Genomic DNA, 15121 nt, shown 5'->3' on the forward strand with positions numbered 1-15121 from the left:
GATCGCGCCTGTCATTTGTCATTCCGGTAAACCCTCTACCCGCATTAAATCTAATCCTTGTTCAAATATTTGATCAATGGGTAACATTTGACCATCAACAGTCATAAATTTATGGTCTTTTGTTGCCCGAATCAAGGAACCATCTTCCAAACAATATTCAAACACCTCTTGTTGTCCGCGATCGTGCCACTGTGCTACAGGTTGCGTGTAAATATTTCCATTATTATCAACGCTATATATAGTACATTCAATGCGTTTTTCGACAATTTCCCCAATCGGGATAAATCCATATTCTACTGTCAATATTTCCGTGTCATAACTTAAACAATATTCAGCAAACTTTAACATTTGCTCAAATAATTCATCCGCAATTTTTTTCTGAACGCCATTTTTCGCTGCGCCATCCACGAATTTTTCTCGCTGCTTTTGCATCTCCGAAACTTTCTTTTTACCCATCGCCCGGCGCAGCAAGTCAGCTTGTCCTAAGGTATATCCAGCCATATCCTGAGCAATTTTCATGATTTGCTCTTGATAGACCATAATTCCATAGGTTTCGTCTAATATTGGTTCCAGAATGGTGTGTTGATAATCAATCTTTTCTCGACCATGTTTGCGGTTAATAAATTTAGGAATCAGCCCCGCATCTAATGGCCCCGGTCGATAAAGTGCTAAAATCGAAGAAATATCTTCTATATTAGAAGGCTTCAAATCTCGCACGATCTGACGCATCCCAGAAGATTCTAATTGAAATATCCCTTCTAATTCCCCTGCTTCTAATAGTTCATAGGTTTTTTGGACATCTTTTGGTAGAGTACTATGTTCACCTTTAGCTAATATCTTCTGGGCTTTTCTTTCCTGGCGGGGAATTTCATCAGGATCAACCCGATATCCTCTCGTTTCGTGAATTAAATCAACGGTCTTTTGAATTAGTGTCAGGTTCCGTAAACCCAGAAAATCCATTTTCAACAAACCCATTGATTCCAGGTCTTCCATGAAATACTGGGTAATTACAGAACCGTCATTATTCTTCTGTAGCGGCACAATTTCATCAAGTGGATCGGCAGAAATTACCACACCCGCTGCATGAACACCAAAGGTTTTGTTAGTTCCTTCAATTCGCATCGCCATATCAAGCCAATGGCGAACATGCGGTTCTTTATCATATTTTTCTTTAAACTCTGGTTCTGGGGTTTCATTAGAAATCATCACCTTGAGTTTCGTTGGTTTCCCCCGCACCACAGGAATTAATTTCGCCATTTTGTCAGCTTCCCCATAGGGAATATTTAATACTCTGGCGACATCTTTTAAAACTGCTTTAGAAGTTAGGCGGTTAAAAGTAATAATTTGAGCAACTCTATCTGCACCGTATTTCTCTGTTACATAATCAATAACTTTATCCCGTTGTTCAATACAGAAATCTGTATCAATATCAGGCATAGATTTACGTTCTGGGTTCAAGAAACGCTCAAATAGTAACCCATGATGTACAGGGTCAATATTAGTAATTCGCATTGCATAAGCAACTAATGAACCAGCTGCCGAACCCCGACCTGGCCCCACAGGAATGTTATTATCTCTAGCAAATTTGATGTAGTCCCATACAACTAAAAAGTATTTGGAAAAACCCATCTGCTGAATCATTTTTAGTTCGTATTCCAATCTTTCTTTATAGACAGAATCGACTTCCTGGCGAGATTTGCGATTTAATCTTTCTAAAAGTCCACTCCATGCAACATCTTCGGCGTAAGTGTCAGCAGTATGACCGGAGGGAATGGGGGGTGTAGGAATCTGAGGCTCACCCATAATATGGTAAGGCTCGACTTTATCAGCGACTTCTTCAGTAGTGGCGATCGCTTCAATAATCACATCATCCGGTAAATGGTCACGAAATAGCTGCTGCATCTCCTCACCAGATTTGAGATACTCTGTGCCGCTATAACGCATCCGCTTATCTTCAGCAATTAATTTACCAGTTTGAATACAGAGCAAAGCGTCATGGGCTTCAACGTCAAAACAAGAAATAAAATGCGAATCATTAGTAGCAATAAGTTTAATGCCTAGCTCTCTAGCAATTTTGACTATTTCAACATTCACAATCCGGTCTTCTTGAGAGCCGTGGTCTTGAATTTCTAGATAATAATCATCACCAAATACATCTTTATACCATTGGGCAACTTTCCGGGCTGCGTCTGGTCTATTACTGAGAATTGCTTGGGGGACTTCTCCACCCAGGCAAGCGCTGGTGACAATCAAGCCTTCGTGATATTCTTTTAGTAAATCTTTATTAATACAAGGACGAGAAAAAATTCCTTTGCCTTGAACACCTTTAAGGTGAGAAATTGTGGTTAATTTGACTAAATTTTTGTAACCTTTAGTATTTTTAGCTAAAACGACTTGATGATATTTGGGGCGGCGTTCTTGTTTCTCGATATCACCGTTTAAAATATACATTTCATTGCCGATAATCGGCTTAATATTTTGACTACGGCAGATTTTGATCAGTTCAACGGCTCCATACATGACACCATGATCGGTAAGGGCGATCGCTTTCATTCCCAGTGCGATCGCTCGATCCACCAACTCTGGTAGCTGACTTGCCCCATCGAGCAAACTGTAGTCACTGTGAATATGCAAAGGTACAAAGGACATAAGCAATTCAAAATTCAAAATTCAAAATTAATAAATACAACTACCGCAAGCATTAGAGCTACTGATAGTATACAGTTTCAATGCTAATCAGCTGATCTCTAGAGGTCTACCCAGTCGCATACCCTTTTGAGCATGATTTTGCAAAGCAACGGGATCTTAGATTAACTTGTTTGCGAAATTTTCACTTCCGAAAGTGAAGTTTTAATAGTTACAGCAGTTAACCAGTATCTAGCCAATGAGTCAAACAGAGAGTACCACTTCGTCTGCAACCAAAGCTAGCCCTTGGTGGCAGCGTATCCCTCTCACATTACAAATTCTCATCGCCCTAGTCGCCGCAATCAGCGTCGGAATTGCCCTTGGTGCAGGGAATCCCAATCCCAGCAACGCAGTCTTAATCAACAATTTAGCAATTCCGGCTGAATTGGTGCTAAAGGCTCTCCGCGCCTTGGCTACACCCCTGATTTTTGCCGCAGTGCTGCATACCTTGATGACTACTAACATCCCTGGTACAGCCGGACGGCGGCTAGCAGTGCTACTTTTAACTAACACTACCGTAGCTATCTTGGTGGGACTTTTAGTAGCGAATGTGCTACATCCGGGGACTTGGGGCAATGTAACCACCTCAACAAGTACGACAATACCTACTCAGAGTATTGACCCTTGGGGAATACTCAAAGATGCTGTACCAGAAGCCGTCCTCAAGCCATTGGTTGATAATAATGTCATCCAACTAATTGTTATTGCTCTAAGTTTTGGCATCGTCCTGCGGGGATTAAAATCTGAACAAATCGCCCAAGGCAAGAACGGATACCAGCCAATTGAGGATGTCATCGGGATTTTATTTGAAGCGGTAGCCCGCATCCTCAACTGGGTAATTGCCTTAGTGCCGTTCGCAGTCTTTGGAATTGTATCTAAAACTATTGCTATACAAGGCTTTGCACCGTTTAAATCTTTGGGTGCATTTATACTAGCGGTGTTGTTAGCATTGGTATTGCAAGCGTGCTACTACCTCACCAGAGTAAAATTTGGTTCTTGGGTACATCCCTTAAAGTTCTTATCTGGCGGTTCTGATGCTTTTTTGACAGCTTTCTCAACTTCTTCCTCTGCGGCGGCAATGCCCGTAACCTTTGAGGTTTTGCAAACAAAAGTCGGTTTAAGGGAATCTTCTGCTGCTTTGGGAGCATTAGTCGGGGCAAATTTCAATAATGATGGCACTGCCCTTTATGAAGCAATGTCTGCGTTGTATATTTCTCAACTGATTGGGCAACATCTGAGTCTGACACAGCAGTTAATTGTCATCCTTACCTCGATTTTTGCATCTGTAGGTGCGGCAAATATTCCTAATGCTGGACTGGTAACAATGACACTGGTGTTCACTTCTGTAGGCTTACCTACCCAGTACATCGCTTTGCTAGTTACTGTAGACTGGTTTCTGGATCGCTGCCGCACCGCGATTAATGTCATGGGAGATATGACTGTCAGTGCTTTACTTGACGGCAAAAAGCCACGTTCTGTAAACGAGGCTTAGTTTGTCAGCTTTTAGTTGAGTGCAGCAGCTTTTCAGATATCTAATGCTGTTGAGGCCCTTTGGCGTCACATTCTTTACTCCAGCAGCGTTCTAGAAGTTGAAGACGCCAGATCAATGCAAAGCGTTGGGGATTCAATACTAATTTAGCATCGCGACTAAATAAAGGCTGGTTCAGATACTGCCAAAGGGGAAATTTAATTTTGGTGTGTTTTGGAGTCATAAGAACAACAAAATATTATAACAGTTTAGTGGCAAGAGTTAACATTTTGTTTAGTAACTGCCTGATACTCTTTTTCTAGTTAAAGGCTACACTGCGTTTTTGCAATTGTCTTGGTGGCAATTGCGGAATTTCAGTAAGTGAATTCATGTTCTTTCCGCTTTAATACTGAAATAGCACGCACCATTTTTCTGATTTCACATCCCGTGAAAAGTCATACTATTTCACGAAATTCCTACAGATACGTTGGTAAGGGCGTACAGATGTACGCCCTACAGCCGATTCATCAGTTGCAAAGATTTTTGTCAGCGATCGCATTGCCATCCAAAATCTTAACTCGGTAGCCTGGTAGGAAATCGGATAGTGTGACGTTGATGTGTCGAATTATGACTTCCAAAAGACTTGTGATTTATGTTACCAACTGAACTGCGAATTTACAGTCAGTTTCACGAAAGTGCTGGTTCTACAGTCATTCAGGACTGACGCTGATTCCTCTTAATTTTGAATTGCTTCTCATCCCACCGTTACCACCCGTCGAATTTCGTCGCTGCGAAACCCGATCGCCATTGGACGACGTACCCCCAAAAGTGCTACCACGTCGTATAATTCCAGTACCACCCCTTCTATTCGCAGGGAATGGACAATATCGCCGCTTCTCAGGTCAATCACTAGTAATCCACAACGAGGCTCAACGTTTTTCTGGTGCAATTTCTCGTCCAAAGCCAAGCCACTGAAGGTTTTGTTATGCCTGGGTTGGGAAATTCCCACTACTGCAAAGTTGCCATAAAATACACAACCGCGCAGATATCCCGGACAGAAGGCAACTGGTTCAAACACTCCCCGCTTTAAGTCGGCAAAGCCAAACTCTCCCGTACCTGAGTTGAGCAGCCAGAGTTTTTCCTGATGCCATCGGGGGGAGTGGGGCATAGATAGCCCGCGCAACACGATTTCATTGCTTTCTACGTCAATGACACAGCCCCCATTTGCCCGATGCTCCCGCCAGCCTTCGGCTACGTCTGATTGGCTGACAGCAGTGACGTATTTGGCTTTTCCTGACTGCATTGCCAACCCATTCAGGTGACATCTATCTTCTGCCGCCAGCTTGCTGATAAAGGTTGGTTGCCACAGGGGAACGAAACTATGGGTTTCGCTGACTGTTCCCAAACAACTAAATAAAGTATTGACAAATATTAATTTTTGTGATTCGGAATCTTGATCTTCTACTTGACTCAAAGCGATATCGTGAATATCCAAATCTCCTGTCACATAACTCACTTGGGGCAAATAGAGAGCATCGTAGCCTTGGTGGCTTTGTCCGGGTTGGATAATGTTTTCAAATCGCCACAGTTGGTACAGGGAACTCATGTAGAGGCTGTTCTCATTGGCATACAACCCCATGCACCGCTCAAAGCTACGTTCAAATACAGACAATTTGCCGTTTGGTTGCAAGCCGATGAAGAATAACTTCCCCGCTTGATAGGTAGTGAAGGATAAACTGAGGTTTTGCTCATACAGCCAAGCGGTAAACTGGCGAGAAGCGTTGATTTCTAGAGATGGTTTGTCAATGGTGCTGTCACTGGGATTCACTTGGCTTAGACTCCTTAATAAATCTGGTATTTAGTCCATGAAAATTTCACCATCGGGCAGAAACAACCTTTGACTCGATGCTCCTACTGTTGGACGGAAGCTAGGCAATATGCCAGCAAGAGCCGTTTCGTCAGATGCTCTGAGCGATCGCACTCAAGACAGTTCGTAGCCAATGGTTCTTCATTTCAAAAATTTACCAGAGTATTGTCGGAGTCCCTTTAAAACAATAGATGGTTTTGTAACATAAGGGGATATTGTGTATAGTCTAAAACTTAAAAACCTCGATCATCTGTCTAAAGATAGACAACCTAGTAGATAACTAAAATTTACAAGTGTGCCATTCCAACATCTACTGTTGTTTCCTGCTGATAGACACTTGAAATTGAGAACTGTCCACCACAACGTTCGACGATTTTTTGGACAAGCTTTAAGCCCATGCCTGTGCCCTGCTGTTCGTAGATTTTGCGTTCAAACTGCATGAAAGCACCAATTTTAGATATCTGTTCTTCTGTCATGCCCCATCCGAAATCATGGACGGAGACATTTAGCATTCCTGCCACCACCTGACTACTGATCTTAATCGCTGTCCCAGTCTGGGAGAATTTGAGCGCATTACCAACTAATTCATGGAGGATAATCGCTAGATATCGCTCCGATATTGACACATCAGCCTCTTCAATTGCAAAGATGAAATCGTTGCTGCGATTAACACTTTGAGGATGAGATTGCAAAGCCGCTTCAATTGCTGCCATTGAAAAGTGAGTTGACTGAGGTTCGATGTTTTGCTGCTGGTGTGTTGATAACTCTAGTTCTAAATAGATCAAGAATTGTTTGGTTAATTTTTCTAGGCGACGGGCGGATTGATCTGCCATGCCTAAAAGTTCACGGATTTCGGCAGTATCCATGTCGTCAATATCTTCGATGAGTAGGCTGATGGTTCCGACAATGCCATTTAGTGGTGTATTGAGTTCATGGGGTAAACTAGAAACCAAGTTGCCGCGCAGTTCATTCAGTGTCCTTTCCAAGACTTTGATCGTACTTACTTGGATATTCGATAAAGTTTGGATGTTGTCGTACTGTTGCTTAATCCTGAGCATTGAATGAATGCGTGCCCCCAATTCGACAGCATTAACGGGTTTACTAATGAAGTCGTCAGCACCTGATTTTAGGCAGCGAGCCAGGTCTTCTTTGGCGGTGAGAGCCGTCACCATGATGATCGGAACTGGCTGCCATTGCGGCATAGCTTTAATTCGCTGGCAAACTTCTATCCCATCCATTTCCGGCATCATCAGGTCTAGCAAAATCACATCTGGCTGAAATAGGTTGAGAGATGCGATCGCCTCTTGACCACTGGCAGCGTAGTGCAGCAGATAATCTTGCTTACTTAAGAGGGTTTCAATCACATCAAAGTTATCGGGTTGATCGTCAATTACTAAAATAGAGGGCATATTCATTTGTTAGCCGAATGGTACTAAGAAAAGCCTAAAGGCATGTGTCGCCTCGTTCCCAGCCTCTAGGCTGGGAATGTATTCAAAAGAGGCTCTGCCTCCCGTCAAGCTACTGGAGGCGGAGCCTCCCAGAATCGGTTCCCAGCCTCCAGGCTGGGAACCAGTCAGGGCAAGGGCTATATCTTTTCTTAGTGCCATTTATTTGTTAGCCTTTGTTCCGATTAAAAGCTGTTGAATGGTGGTGGCCAGTTGCTTGAGCTTCACGGGTTTAGTTAGATACTCGTTGGCTCCTGCTTCTAAACAGCGATCGCGATCGCCTGTCATGGCTAACGCTGTCAAGGCAACGATAGGAATATCAATCAAGTTAGAATCGAGGCGAATCTGTCTCATTGCCTCTAAACCGTCCATTCCCGACATTTGGATATCCATCAAAATCAAGTCAGGCTGGTGAGTTGTGGCCAGGTCGATCGCTTCTTGACCATTTGTTGCTAACAGAATCTGATAGCCCTTGGCACGGAGGTAGCTAGAAACTGTACTGATATTGGCTTGGTTATCTTCTGCTAGCAAAATCAGGGGGGCAGGGTGCGAATCGTTGGCAGGAGGGAAATCCAGTTTGAGAATAGCAGGGGGTTGATTACCTGCCGTCAATTCCGGCGAGAAGGGAGAACCGGGAGTACAGGGTAACTCAATCGTGAAGCAACTGCCCACATCCAGTTCACTGGTTAGCCCCACCCTACCGCCGTGGAGTTCGACAATCCGCTTCACCAATGCCAGTCCCAAGCCTGTACCTGTATATTGACGGTTCAAGGCGCTATCGATTTGGACGAAGGGCTGAAATAGTTGTTTGATATTCTCTGAGGAGATGCCGATGCCTGTATCGTTCACGGCAATTCGCAGAAAGTGTTGCTCTGAGGAATCGGTAGTGTTGGGGGAAAGTTGAGCAACTTCTAGGGTAATGCGTCCCCCCTCTGAGGTGAATTTGACCGCATTGTTAAGCAGGTTAATTAACACTTGCCGAATGCGGCGTTCATCCACCAGCAGGTCAGGTAGATTCAGCTGAAGTTTGATTTCAACCTTAATCCCTTTTTGGAATGCCTGCTGTTTGATAAACGCCAGACTGGATTGACACAGATCAGCCACTGAAGTTGAGGTGAATTCCAGTTTAATCTGTCCGGCTTCAATGGTTGCCACATCCAGGATGTCGTTGATCAACTCCAGCAAATGAGAGCCGCTGCCCTCAATGGTTTGCAAGGCTTTGAGTTGTTGCTCGTTGACGATGCCAAAGACTTCCTCTTCTAGCCCTTCGGTCATGCCCAAAATGGCGTTGAGGGGGGTGCGAAGTTCGTGGCTCATGTTCGCCAGGAATTCGTCTTTGAGGCGGGTGGCGCGGGCGAGTTCTTGGTTAGAAATTGCCAGTTGTTGATTGCTCTCGGTTAGCTTTGCCTCGGCCTGCTGTCCTTTTACGAGTTCTTGCTGTAATTGCTCAAAAAGACTCGCTTGCTGAATGGCGATCGCTAACTGGTTGGCAATTTGTTGCAGAAGTTGCGCTTCCGAGTCTTTCCACACTCGTTTTTCTTGGCAGGCATGGACAACCAAAACCCCCCACAGCTTGTTATTTTCCCACGGGGCAACCCAGCGATGGGTTTCGCTGCCTCGCACCTCTTGTAAAATCGGTGCGACAATTTTGGACTGGATTTGACCAACGATGGAGTATTCCACTAGGCAATCTGTCCAAATATCATTCATCACATCGGGGACAATCCGGGGTTTGCCCTGCCAGTAGCAATCGAGGATTTCTTCAGACCACACTTCGTCATCCCAGTGGCGGTCTTTGAGGGCGGGAAACTCACCAGATAAGGCTTCTTCGACAATTTGACTTCTGCCGTCAGCAAAGACCCGGAAGACGATGACGCGATCGCTGTGCATCACGTCTTTGACTTGCTGAGTCACCGTTGCCAGGATCTCGTTGATATCTAGCGATTGGCGAATTTTTTGGATAATCGCCCCCAATGCGTGTTCTCGTCGCAGTTGCAGGGCAATTCTCCCTTCGGCTTGCTGCCGCACCAATAGTTCCGACTGGATTTGCTCGTAGAGATTCGCTTGTTGAATGGCGATCGCTAACTGGTTGGCAAGTTGTAGGGTAAAGTCAATTTCAGACTGCTGCCAGTGGCGGGTTGTCGCACATTGATGGACGCACAGCAAGCCCCATAACTTATTACCGCAGAGGAACGGCATAATCAGATTGGCACGCACCTGAAACTGAGCCAGGATGTCACTGTGGCAGATTGTCATCCCACCGTTATAAATATCATCGACAACATAAGACCTACCCAAGGCATAGAGGGATGAATAGTTTTCGCCAAAGCAGTGGTCGTGTACCCGAATCGCCACCACTGAGGAAAACCCTTCTACAGCTGATTCAGCCACAAATTCGCCGTCATCAAAGTTGGATTCGGGATAAAATTTGAAAATGGCCACCCGATCGGCCTGAATCACTGAGCGGATTTCCTGACAAGCGGTGTCGAAAATGGTCTGGAGGTCTAGGGATTGACGAATCCTCTGAGTGATTTCTCGCAGCAGTTGTTCTCGTTCGACCTGTTGGCCAATGGTTTTCTCGGCTTGTTTGCGATCGCTAATATTAAAGTTAACTCCAATCATGCTCTGAGGATTGCCCAGAGCATCTCGCACCAGCACCCCATAGGCTTTAATAAAGTGAATACTTCCATCGAGATGCACGACCCGAAACTCGGTATCGTATTCTCCCTGTCCTAAAACGGCTTGCTGGGCTAATGTTTCGGTAGATGTGCGGTCATCGGGATGTAGCCTGTTTGCCCAAATGTCGTAGAACACAGGGGAATCAGATTGTTTTGTGACACCATACAGTTTGTACATCCGCTCATCCCAAAGGATGGTATTTTGTAAAATGTCCCAGTCCCAACAGCCGAACGCCCCAGATTTCAGGGACAAGGCGAGGCGCTCTGATAGTTTATGGAGTTGTGCTTCAGCTTGTTTGCGCTGGGTAATGTCTCGAAAGATGCCCCGCGTGGCGATCTGCTGTTCATCTTGAAACTGACAATTGATATTCCCCTCGACGATGATTTCTCTGCTATCTTTGGTCAAGAATCTGGTTTCGATATCTAAACTGAGTGCGCCAGTAAATAGGCTTTGGATCGCTGTCTGGAAATGCCCAAGGTCATCGGGATGGATAACCTGGAAAATAGACAACTGCTCCAGGTCGGCATCGTTGTATCCCAAGGTTTCTTTCCATGCCCGATTCACAAATAAAATTCGACCGTCGGGCGAAACGCTTTGGATCAAATCGGTGGCGTTGTCGAAGAGGTCGCGTAGTTGAGCCTCTCGCGCTTGGAGTTCTTGAGTCCGTTGTTTTACCCTCACTTCCAAGTCCTGGTTCAAGCGATGTAGTGCATTGTTTGCGACTTTACGCTGCAATTCTGCGGCTGCCCGCGCTGCAAATACCTGGAGAATAGCGATCGCTTCGACGCGTTTAGCCTCCCCCAAGGGCTGCACGTCTAGAATACAAAGGTTGCCAATCGCATTGCCCAGATCGTCTTTTAAGGCAATGCCCAGATAGCTATCTGCCTGCATGATCATCAAGTTGGAATTGTCAGGAAAGAGTCCTTGAACTAGTCTTTGGCAGTGAAATTCCCCGTCTCTCAGGACATATTCGCAGGGAGTGCCAGCCGGATAGTAGGAAATTGACGGCTGTAAGGCTCCATTTCCCCAGAACCCCAGCGTATGGAGTTTGTCGTCCACCAGTTCGGTAACGAGGGCATAGCGGACATCTAAGGCTTCGGAAATGTGGCGTACTAAAGCTGGAAAAAAGTCCTCTCCAGTGACTGCGGCGGTTCCTGTCACCAGTTTTTGCAGTGTTAATTCCGCTCGTTTGCGTAAGCGAAGCTCCTCGTAGACATCGCTAATGTCAGTAATCGTACCCACATAACCAATCACCTGCCCCTCGGCATCCTGCTCCGCCACCGCCTGCCCATAAACCCAAATCACGCTACCATTGGGGCGTTGAAGGCGATACTCTCGGCGAAAAGGGCGGTTTTGTTGCACAGATTGATGCCACTCTGCCGTGAGCATATCTCGATCGTCGGCGTGCAACCCTTGTCGCCATCCGTCTCCGGTGGCGGCTTCTGGGGTGAGTCCTGCAATCTGACACCAGTGATCATTGACATAGGTGCAGTTAAGAGCGGCATCGGTGCGAAAAATCCCCACGGGGGCAGAGGTGGTTAATGTGATATAGCGCTGTTCGCTCTCCCGTAGCCGAGTTTCCGCTTGTTGGCGCTCGATCAGTTGCTCTTGCAATTTTTGGTGGGTAGTGGCTTGCCCAAGGGCGATCGCCAGATGCATTGATAAGGCTTGCAGCAGTTCAACTTCTTCCGGCAGCCACTCACGGGCGTGCTGGCTTTCGGTGGCATTGAGGAAACCCCAGAATTGATCGCCGCACAGGAGGGGCACCAAAATTTTGGCCCGGGTTTGAAGGCGGATCAGCATGTTGCGGTGACAATCTGACATTTCGATCGTGTAGATATCCGGCACGACACGAATCCGCCCCTGGCGATAAATCTGCGTGCAGTCTTGGTGAAACCAGGTGTCGTTAATCTGCTCGGACATCAGTGACAGTGAGGAGTTGGTGGACTCGGCGACGACGATCATTTGCCAATCTCCATTCAAATGCCAAATGTTAACGCGATCGCAACCCAACAATTGCCGCACCTGTGCTACAGTCGTCTCCAGAATGGTTTGCAGACTCAGGGACGATCGGATTTGCGTAGCGATCGCTGCTACCAATTTCTCTCGCTCTGCCTTAGCTTTCAGGGCGATGGTTCGGGCTTCAACTTGTTGTTCTAGTGCAACGCTAAGGGTTTCCAATACTTCGATTTTCTCTGCTTCTAACCGCAAAATATCTAGATTGCGGGAGATTTGCCGTAGACTTTCATCAGTCACCAGCCCCACCAGGCGATCCTGCTCATCCAGGATGGGTAAGTAGCGAATCTGATGCTGCTGGAGTAGATTAATCGCAAAAAATAAATCGCTAAAAGCAGACTCGTGCAGGGTGATGACTGGATGTACCATCACCCCCCGAATCGCTAGATTCTCTAGAGAACGCTGCTGGAGACTCAGGCGCACCACGTCCCGCTCTGTCAAAATACCTAGTAATCGCCCGTCTTCCACTACCAACACGCAGCTTGATCGGGACTCTAGATATAGTTGATCCAGTTGCCCATCCGCAGTTTTCGTGGTATTATTTATAGCCCCCACGCTGATCATTAGGGCGATCGCGTCCATCACCGTCGTATCCGGTTTAACTATCAGAGGATCACGGGCGATCGCAGACTTCAGTTCTGATGGAGTGAGAGCCGTTGCGCGGTTAAACATTAATGTAAAAGCATTTATTCTTTATTGTTCCCGTTAGCAATACACAAGTTGCTTAAAGCGCAAAATTCTTAAAAGTTGAGAGCGTTGGGGTTTTGGGCAGATCACAATAATCTGCCTAGAAAATCAAGATTTAGGTATCTAGGACTAGCCCTTTCAAGGTGACTCGTAAAATCTCTTTTTTTCTCTCTGCGCCACGGACACTTTGCTCAAGTCGGGAAACCCGCTCACGCAAGTGTCCTCCTCTGTGCCTCTGCGGTTTAAAAGTAATTTTTCTAACTTTATTAGGCGCAGATAACACAGAGAGAAGTCTGAGCGGCGGCTGACGTCGTTGGCGCAACCCGCCGCAATCAGAACTTCGGTGGTAAAGAGCTTAAAGAGGAATTTGTTGACCAAAATTTTTACCCACCTTGAAAGGGCTAGTCCTAGTATCGACAAAAAAACTGGGACGGGCAAGATGCCCATCCCACAAGAAAAAAGAGAATTTTTCTAATAAAAGACCTTGGCTATATTTGAGCTAAGGCCGCTGCTTAAGTTAAACTTCTCACTATCTAATAATGAGTGCCAGTTTTGCGATGGTTTATAGCAGTAATAGCATCAGGCTTGAGTAATTTACCTTCGTCCACAGTTGCATACACAACCCAGTGATCGCCACATTCCATACGTTCCTTGACTGAGCATTCCAAATATGCTAAAGCGTCGGTAAGGACAGTACAACCGTTATCCGCAACTGCTGTACTAAAGTTGGCAAATCGATCTTCCCCAGGCGCGAAAGATTTACGGAAATGCTTCATGTAATCTTGATGATTGCCTTCAGGTAGGATATTTAAGGCAAACTTCCCGCCTGGATACATCAAAGATTCGATCGCTCGGTCTTTGGCAATAGCAACAGTTAGTCCAGGTGGGTTGAAGGTGGCTTGAGAAACCCAAGCGCCTAACATTCCGGTAGATACTTCTCCTTGTTTAGCTGTAAGCACGCAAACGGAACCAACAATCCGACCAACAGCCTGTTCCACTGGAGTAGCGGCTTGTTGTGGTACGCGCACCTTTTTAGCTTTTTTCAAGCTTTGGGCAAAGTCTGTACCTACTTCTTCACAGAACTTGAGAGTAACATCATCAGGTTTAAACTTGACCTTTAGGGTGTCAAAGCCAAAGCGATATCCAGCATCCCGGAGTTTACCTTCAATTAAGTCAAATGCTTCGCCACTCCAGCCATAGGAACCAAATACCCCAGCGAGTTTGCTGTTGTCACCGCTTGATAAGACAATACCTAAAGCAGTATGAATGGGAGTTGGCGCATGACCACCAATGGTGGGAGAACCAATGATAAAACCTTCTGACTGTGCTAGGTTAGTCCGAATTTCATCAGGGGTGGCAAATTCGCAGTTAATTGATTTGACTGCAACTCCACCTTTAGTTAGTCCCAGAGCGATCGCTTGTGCTAAAGTCCCCGTATTCCCGTAAGCTGAAGCATAAAGTAGGGCAACGGAAATCTCGCGATCGTTGTGAGCACGACTCCATTCTCCATAAGCTTTGGTGAGTTCAATTAAGCTGGTGCGTACTAAGGGGCCATGACCCACAGCATACATTCTCACCTGCAAATCTGATATTTTCTCCAAAGCTGCTTCCACATGAGGAGCTTGGGGAGCCATCAGGCAGTTAAAGTAATAACGCTGGTCTTCTTTGAGCGCTTCCCAGTTATCATCAAACACTTCATCACCACAGAGATGAGTCGCAAATAACTTATCTGTGTAAAGAATTTGGGTTTGCTGATCGTAGGTACAAAGTCCTTCCGGCCAACGTGGACTGGGAGTGGGGAAGAATTTTAAAACATGACCCTTGCCTAAATCCAGAGTTTCTTTCCCCCGCATCACCAAGACTTTCAAATCTTGCTCTAGGAAAGCAGCACGCAAATTGTTCGCACCGGGAAGAGAACAAACAAAAGTTACCTGTGGTGCCAGTTCTAAAATTGCTTTAAGGGTTGCAACTCGATTGGGATTGAAATGACCCAGGATGATATAATCCAAACGTTGCAAATCTAAAGTCTGCCGTAATGCCTCTAAATAAATTTCAGTGAAGCTTTCTGGCGGTGGATCAATAAGTGCGGTTTTATCAGCTTCAATTAAATAGCAATTGGAGGTAGTACCTCTCTCAAGTGCGTATTCAATTTCAAACCGCAGACGTGACCAACTACGTGCTCTGAGAGCCTTCGTATTTGTAGCAATTGGTAGAACTTGTACGTCGCGTGGCTTGGAATTGGTCATAGCTGTTGGTTAAAGTTGGGGACTGGGG

At 45.8% G+C, this 15121-nt stretch carries 9 protein-coding genes; 1 reads left to right on the plus strand and 8 read right to left on the minus strand.

Annotated features, from left to right (window positions below):
* Window positions 1-18: 18 nt before the first annotated feature.
* The gene (locus tag HWQ41_RS31615) at window positions 19-2649 is read right to left on the minus strand and encodes a DNA polymerase III subunit alpha (RefSeq protein WP_292771778.1); all 2631 of its coding nucleotides are present in this window, start codon (window positions 2647-2649) and stop codon (window positions 19-21) included.
* A 235-nt stretch (window positions 2650-2884) separates the two neighbouring features.
* On the opposite strand from HWQ41_RS31615, the gene HWQ41_RS31620 reads away from it, so the two are divergent.
* A complete protein-coding gene (locus tag HWQ41_RS31620) occupies window positions 2885-4177 on the plus strand; it encodes a dicarboxylate/amino acid:cation symporter (protein WP_292771780.1) in 1293 nt (430 codons plus the stop codon).
* A gap of 40 nt (window positions 4178-4217) precedes the next feature.
* Here the strand turns inward: HWQ41_RS31620 and HWQ41_RS31625 are convergent, their stop codons facing one another.
* From HWQ41_RS31625 to HWQ41_RS31655, 7 genes are all read right to left on the minus strand, one after another.
* The gene (locus tag HWQ41_RS31625; protein ID WP_292771782.1) at window positions 4218-4397 is read right to left on the minus strand and encodes a hypothetical protein; all 180 of its coding nucleotides are present in this window, start codon (window positions 4395-4397) and stop codon (window positions 4218-4220) included.
* A gap of 510 nt (window positions 4398-4907) precedes the next feature.
* On the minus strand, window positions 4908-5981 hold the full coding sequence (locus HWQ41_RS31630) for a TIGR03032 family protein (RefSeq protein ID WP_292771784.1): 1074 nt from the start codon (window positions 5979-5981) through the stop codon (window positions 4908-4910).
* A gap of 30 nt (window positions 5982-6011) precedes the next feature.
* Window positions 6012-6134 (minus strand): hypothetical protein, encoded by a 123-nt coding sequence (locus HWQ41_RS31635; protein ID WP_292771786.1) that lies wholly within the window; start codon window positions 6132-6134, stop codon window positions 6012-6014.
* Between the two features lie 173 nt (window positions 6135-6307).
* Window positions 6308-7429 carry a hybrid sensor histidine kinase/response regulator gene (locus tag HWQ41_RS31640; RefSeq protein ID WP_292771788.1) on the minus strand — a complete coding sequence of 374 codons (1122 nt, stop codon included), beginning with the start codon at window positions 7427-7429 and terminating at the stop codon, window positions 6308-6310.
* A gap of 9 nt (window positions 7430-7438) precedes the next feature.
* Window positions 7439-7627 carry a hypothetical protein gene (locus tag HWQ41_RS31645; RefSeq protein ID WP_292771790.1) on the minus strand — a complete coding sequence of 63 codons (189 nt, stop codon included), beginning with the start codon at window positions 7625-7627 and terminating at the stop codon, window positions 7439-7441.
* On the minus strand, window positions 7628-12832 hold the full coding sequence (locus tag HWQ41_RS31650) for a GAF domain-containing protein (protein WP_292771792.1): 5205 nt from the start codon (window positions 12830-12832) through the stop codon (window positions 7628-7630). It abuts the gene before it with no gap.
* Window positions 12833-13380: 548 nt separating this feature from the next.
* Window positions 13381-15093: a diflavin flavoprotein gene (locus HWQ41_RS31655; RefSeq protein ID WP_292771794.1), complete on the minus strand. Its 1713-nt coding sequence runs from the start codon at window positions 15091-15093 to the stop codon at window positions 13381-13383.
* Window positions 15094-15121: the final 28 nt, after the last annotated feature.

The sequence above is a fragment of the Nostoc sp. NOS(2021) genome, from assembly GCF_017115025.1.
Taxonomy (GTDB): domain Bacteria; phylum Cyanobacteriota; class Cyanobacteriia; order Cyanobacteriales; family Nostocaceae; genus Nostoc.

What these genes read in the sequence shown, in the direction of transcription:
- HWQ41_RS31615 (WP_292771778.1), bottom strand. Translation starts at nt 2,649, where the DNA reads ATGTCCTTTGTACCTTTGCATATTCACAGTGACTACAGTTTGCTCGAT.
- HWQ41_RS31620 (WP_292771780.1), top strand. Translation starts at nt 2,885, where the DNA reads ATGAGTCAAACAGAGAGTACCACTTCGTCTGCAACCAAAGCTAGCCCT.
- HWQ41_RS31625 (WP_292771782.1), bottom strand. Translation starts at nt 4,397, where the DNA reads ATGACTCCAAAACACACCAAAATTAAATTTCCCCTTTGGCAGTATCTG.
- HWQ41_RS31640 (WP_292771788.1), bottom strand. Translation starts at nt 7,429, where the DNA reads ATGCCCTCTATTTTAGTAATTGACGATCAACCCGATAACTTTGATGTG.
- HWQ41_RS31645 (WP_292771790.1), bottom strand. Translation starts at nt 7,627, where the DNA reads ATGGCACTAAGAAAAGATATAGCCCTTGCCCTGACTGGTTCCCAGCCT.
- HWQ41_RS31650 (WP_292771792.1), bottom strand. Translation starts at nt 12,832, where the DNA reads ATGTTTAACCGCGCAACGGCTCTCACTCCATCAGAACTGAAGTCTGCG.
- HWQ41_RS31655 (WP_292771794.1), bottom strand. Translation starts at nt 15,093, where the DNA reads ATGACCAATTCCAAGCCACGCGACGTACAAGTTCTACCAATTGCTACA.